General features: G+C 76.0%; 7 protein-coding genes. 3 read left to right on the plus strand and 4 right to left on the minus strand.

What is annotated here, in order from left to right; genetic code table 11:
• Positions 1 to 190, minus strand: a 190-nt coding sequence (locus VGH76_RS05265; protein ID WP_331555562.1) for an MgtC/SapB family protein, incomplete at its 3' end; no start/stop codon positions are given.
• A gap of 201 nt (positions 191 to 391) precedes the next feature.
• Here VGH76_RS05265 and VGH76_RS05270 point away from each other — a divergent pair.
• Positions 392 to 1,792 (plus strand): MBL fold metallo-hydrolase, encoded by a 1,401-nt coding sequence (locus VGH76_RS05270; RefSeq protein ID WP_331555563.1) that lies wholly within the window; start codon positions 392 to 394, stop codon positions 1,790 to 1,792.
• A gap of 7 nt (positions 1,793 to 1,799) precedes the next feature.
• Positions 1,800 to 2,585 carry a sulfite exporter TauE/SafE family protein gene (locus VGH76_RS05275; protein WP_331555564.1) on the plus strand — a complete coding sequence of 262 codons (786 nt, stop codon included), beginning with the start codon at positions 1,800 to 1,802 and terminating at the stop codon, positions 2,583 to 2,585.
• On the opposite strand, the gene VGH76_RS05280 is transcribed toward VGH76_RS05275, so the two are convergent.
• Genes VGH76_RS05280 through VGH76_RS05290 form a run of 3 tightly spaced genes read right to left on the minus strand, consistent with a single transcriptional unit; the run spans position 2,566 to position 4,178 of the window.
• A complete protein-coding gene (locus VGH76_RS05280; RefSeq protein ID WP_331555565.1) occupies positions 2,566 to 3,201 on the minus strand; it encodes a phosphoribosyltransferase in 636 nt (211 codons plus the stop codon). The two genes, VGH76_RS05275 and VGH76_RS05280, sit on opposite strands and share 20 nt — an antisense overlap.
• A gap of 18 nt (positions 3,202 to 3,219) precedes the next feature.
• Positions 3,220 to 3,513, minus strand: a complete 294-nt coding sequence (locus VGH76_RS05285) for a hypothetical protein (RefSeq protein WP_331555566.1) — start codon at positions 3,511 to 3,513, stop codon at positions 3,220 to 3,222.
• Between the two features lie 20 nt (positions 3,514 to 3,533).
• Positions 3,534 to 4,178 carry a DUF2267 domain-containing protein gene (locus VGH76_RS05290; protein ID WP_331555567.1) on the minus strand — a complete coding sequence of 215 codons (645 nt, stop codon included), beginning with the start codon at positions 4,176 to 4,178 and terminating at the stop codon, positions 3,534 to 3,536.
• A gap of 195 nt (positions 4,179 to 4,373) precedes the next feature.
• Between VGH76_RS05290 and VGH76_RS05295 the strand changes: the two genes are divergently transcribed.
• The coding region (locus VGH76_RS05295; RefSeq protein ID WP_331555568.1) for a hypothetical protein at positions 4,374 to 4,578 on the plus strand (205 nt) is incomplete at its 3' end.

Here is a 4,578-nt window from a genome sequence, read left to right on the forward strand (position 1 = left end):
GGGCGACCACCAGCGCGGCCGTGCCGAGGGCGGCGGCGACCGCGCCCACCAGGGCGATGAGCGCGAAGGTCCGCGCGCCGGCGGTCAGCTTCGGCCGGGTCTCCCGGCCGCTGCGCTCACGCTCCAGCCCGATCATCAGACCGATGGCGAGCGCCGTCCCGGCGTGCGCCAGCGCGGTGACCGTGTCCACCTCGGCTCCTCCCCACCCCGGCCGCGCGCGGGCCGCCAAGAGCTTCGCGGGCTGCGGAGGCGCCGACCAGTGCCACGAGGTCCCGCCGGGGCACGACGTCCGGCCCGTCTCCGATGGCAGGGAAATGTACGTACATAGGAGGGTGCGCTGGCACTGCAGTGGTGTCATAATGTCCGGACATTAGCGACACAGGAGCACGCGATGTTCGACGTCCGGGCCGTCCCCACCTCGAGCCTCGGCGACCGGAGCTACCTCGCCCACGACGGCGAGGTCGCCGCGGTCATCGACCCCCAGCGCGACATCGACCGGGTCCTCGTCCTGGCCGACGAGCTCGGGGTGCGGATCACCCACGTCGCCGAGACCCACATCCACAACGACTATGTCTCCGGCGGCCTCGAGCTCGCCCGGGTCACCGGCGCCACCTACCTGGTCGACGCCCGCGACGACGTCGCATTCGAGCGCACCGCGGCGCGCGAGGGCGACGACATCGCGGTCGGCGCGATGCGGCTACGGCCGCTCGCGACCCCCGGCCACACCCACCACCACCTCTCCTACGCGCTCGCCGACGCGGACGGCGCGGTGCAGGCGGTGTTCACCGGCGGGTCGATGCTCTACGGCACCACCGGGCGCACCGACCTGGTCTCTCCCGCCGACACCGTCGCGCTCACCCACGCCCAGTACCACTCCGTGCGCCGGCTGGCCCGGGAACTGCCGGCCGCGGCCGTCGTCCTCCCGACCCACGGCTTCGGCAGCTTCTGCTCGGCGACCCCGCCCACCGGGGACGCCTCCACCGTCGGCGACCAGCTCATCACGAATCCCGCGCTCACCCGGGACGAGCAGGACTTCGTCGACACCCTGATCGCCGGGCTCGGCGCCTACCCCGCCTACTACGCGCGGATGGGCCCCACCAACAGCGCCGGCCCGGCCCCCGTGGATCTCTCCGCACCGGAAGCCGTCGAGCCCGTCGAGCTCCGGGCCCGCCTCGCGGCCGGGATCGCCGCGGGGCAGTGGGTGGTCGACCTGCGCGATCGGGTCGCGTTCGCCGGGCGGCACCTGCACGGCTCGCTGTCGTTCGAGCTGAGCCAGCCGTTCGTGACCTACCTCGGTTGGCTGCTGCCCGACGACGCCGAGCTCACCCTGGTCGGCGAGAGTGCCGAGCAGGTCGCCGACGCCCGGCGCGAGCTGGTCCGCATCGGGATCGACCGGCTCGCCGGCGCCGCCACCGGGCCCGTCGAGGGCCTCGCCGGTGACGGCGGGCTCGGCTCCTACCGGGTCGCCGACTTCGCTGCGCTGGCCCGGCGCGACCCGGCCGCGGTCGTCGTCGTCGACGCCCGCACCGCGATCGAGCGGGCCGCGGGCGGCGTCGCCGGCTCCCTGCACATCGCCCTGCACGAGCTCCCCCGGCGTCGTTCGGAGATCCCCGCCGGGGAGGTCTGGATCTATTGCGGGTCCGGCTACCGCGCCGCGGTCGCCGCGTCCCTGCTCGCCACCGACAGCGGCGTCGCACGCGACCTCGTCGTCGTGGACGAGGACTTCGCCGAGGCCACGGCCGCGGGGTTGCCCGTCACTGACGCGGCCGCTCGCGGCGCCGACGCCGCCTGACACCGTCGTGCTCGCCCTCGGGGTCGCCTTCGGCCTCGTCGTCGGCGCCCTACTGGGTCTGGTCGGGGGCGGCGGCGGGATCCTGGCCGTGCCCGCCCTCGTCTACGGGCTCGGTCTGCCGTTGTCCGCGGCGGTCCCGGGCTCGCTGGCGGTCGTCGGCCTCGCCTCGGCCGTCGCCGTCGCTCCCCGCGCCCGCCGCGAGGTCTCCTGGCGCGTCGCCGGCGTGGTCGCCGCGGCCGGGATCCCCACCGCGCTGCTCGGCGGCGTCGTCAACCACCACCTCGACCAGCGCGTCCTCCTGCTGGCCTTCGCCGGGATCATGGTCGCCGCCGGGGTGAGGATGCTGCTGCCCACCGCGGAGTCCGGCGGCGTGTGCGACCTCCCCGGCGGCGGCGTCGCCTGCCGGCGCTGCCTGCCCCGGGCGGTGGTCACCCGGCTGGGCGTCGGGTTCCTCACCGGGCTGCTCGGGGTCGGCGGCGGCTTCCTGCTCGTCCCGGCGCTCGTGGTCGCCCTCGGGCTGCGCGCCCCGGTCGCCGTCGCCACCTCGTTGGTGGTGATCGTGGTGAACTCGGCCGCGGGCCTGGTGCCCTACGTCGTGGCCGGGCACGTCGCCAGCGCGATGAACTGGCCCGTCATCGGCCTGTTCGCCCTCGCCGCGATCGCGATATCGCTACCCGCCGGACGGCTCGCCCGCCACATCCCCGCCACTGCGCTCCGCCGCGGCTTCGCGGTCCTCGTGCTGCTCGTCGCGGTCGGTGTCACCGCGCAGTCGGTCAAGGCACTCGTCGGCTGACGAGGTCGACGACGACGTCGTCGGGGACCTGGTGGAAGTCGGCGTAGGCCTGCCCCACGGCCCGGAAGTGCTCCGGGGCCTCGAGGCAGACCAGCTCGTCGACCTCCTCGGCCAGCCAGGAGGCGACGTCGGGGGCGCACACCGGCGCCGCGAGCACGACGTGCGCGGCGCCCTGGGCCCGGGCGACCCGGCACGCGGCGACGGCGGTCGCCCCGGTGGCGATGCCGTCGTCGACCAGCACGGCGGTCCGCCCGGTCACAGGGGTCCGGGTCCGGCCGCGGCGGAAGGACTCCGCGCGTCGCTCGATCTCCTCGCGCGCCCGGCGCTCGATCTCGGCGAGCTCGCGGTCGCCCACGTGGGCCCGGCGCACCAGGTCCTCGTCGAGGACGAGCACGTCGCCCTCCCCGACCGCCCCCATGGCGAGCTCGGACCGGAACGGCAGACCGAGCTTGCGCACAAGGATCACGTCGAGGGGCGCGTCGAGCGCCGCGGCCACCTCCGCCGCGACGGGCACCCCGCCCCGAGGCAGGCCGAGGACGACGACGTCGTCGTCCCGCAGGTGCTCCAGGCGCACGGCCAGGCGCCGCCCGGCGTCCGCGCGGTCGGTGAACAGCATCCCGTCCTCCTCCCCCGGTCACTCGGCGTCGTCGGCTCGTCGGAGCCCGAGCAGGCGCTCCGCGTCGGACTCCCGGGGGTCCGGCAGCTGCCGGATCGCGCAGCCCGGCACGTCCTCGCGGTCCAGGTCGAGCGGGCGGTCCCACCGGCGGGGGCTGGCGGCGAGATCCTGGTCGCCACCCACCAGCGGTCGAGGACGCCCCGCCCGGCCCTGGACCTCGACGAGCTCCTCCAGCCGGTCGACGCGGCGCAGGAGCGCGACCAGCTCGTCGAGCCGCGCCAGGACCTGGTCCTGCCGGGGTTCCTCGGTCATCGGGTCCTCCTCCGGATCGCTCAGTGCACCCCGACGCCGCGGGCCAGCAGGATGCGGTGGGCCTCCTGCGCGGCGCGAGCCGTCCCGTCCTCGGCGCGGACCCGCGTCGGGAGGTCCTCCAGGCCGCGGGCCAGGACCGCGAGGGCGTCGGTCAGGGAGCGCACCGAGTCCTCGAGCGCGGCGAGGCGCGCGTCGTCGGAGGGGGCCGGAGCCGGTACCTCGACGTCGCCCTCGTCGTCGGCGGCCCGGCCGGTGAGCTCGTCGCACAGTCGCGTGGGGAACGCGTCCAGCACGTGGTCGAGCTGCCCGGGCGAGAACAGGGAGTCGAGGGCCTCGAACACCCGGCCCGCCAGGTCCGGGACCTCGGCGACACCGACGCCGGCCTCGTGCGCGAACGCCCGGCGGAAGAGGTCGGCGTCGTGCGCGACCGGGACCCGGCTCGGCGTCCAGCCCTCGTAGAAGACGCCGCGGAGGAACTCGGGCAGCTGCGCGGCGAGGTGAGCGGCGCCGTCCACTGGGAGCCGGTCGCGCACCACGTGCAGCCAGGCGCGCAGCACGCGGTGGGTGAACGGGCGGTCCTCGGTGTCCAGGACGTCGGAGACCACGCGCAACCACTCCGCGGCGGTGCCGTGGGCGTGGGCCAGGGGGTCGGTCGAGTGGGCCATGGTCAGCCTCCAGATGCCACCGGGAGTTCGTCAGGCTCGGCGCGCGGCCCGGCACCCGACAGGGGCGAAGGTCTCCCATCCGGTGCCGATCGGCCGCGGCACGACCGGCTCGGGACGTTCGACCCTTCTCGACCGCGGGGCCGGTGGGCGACGGTGGCCGCCGGTCACCGCCGTCGAGGAACCGAGAGGACGTCCATGCCCCTGCCCCCGGCCTACGCGCCCGACGAATCCGTCGTCGCCGCCGTCGCCCGGCTCACCGCCGAGTTCGGCAGCCGCCCGGCAGCCATCGAGCCCCTCGTCGTGGCCTGCCGCCGCGACCTGACCGGAGCCCCGCCGGGCGCCCTCCCCGAGCTCGTCGAACGGCTCGCCCGGCAACGCCTCCTCGGGAGCGACGGCGCGC

This window comes from Actinomycetospora sp. (assembly GCF_036497585.1).
Classification (GTDB): domain Bacteria; phylum Actinomycetota; class Actinomycetes; order Mycobacteriales; family Pseudonocardiaceae; genus Actinomycetospora.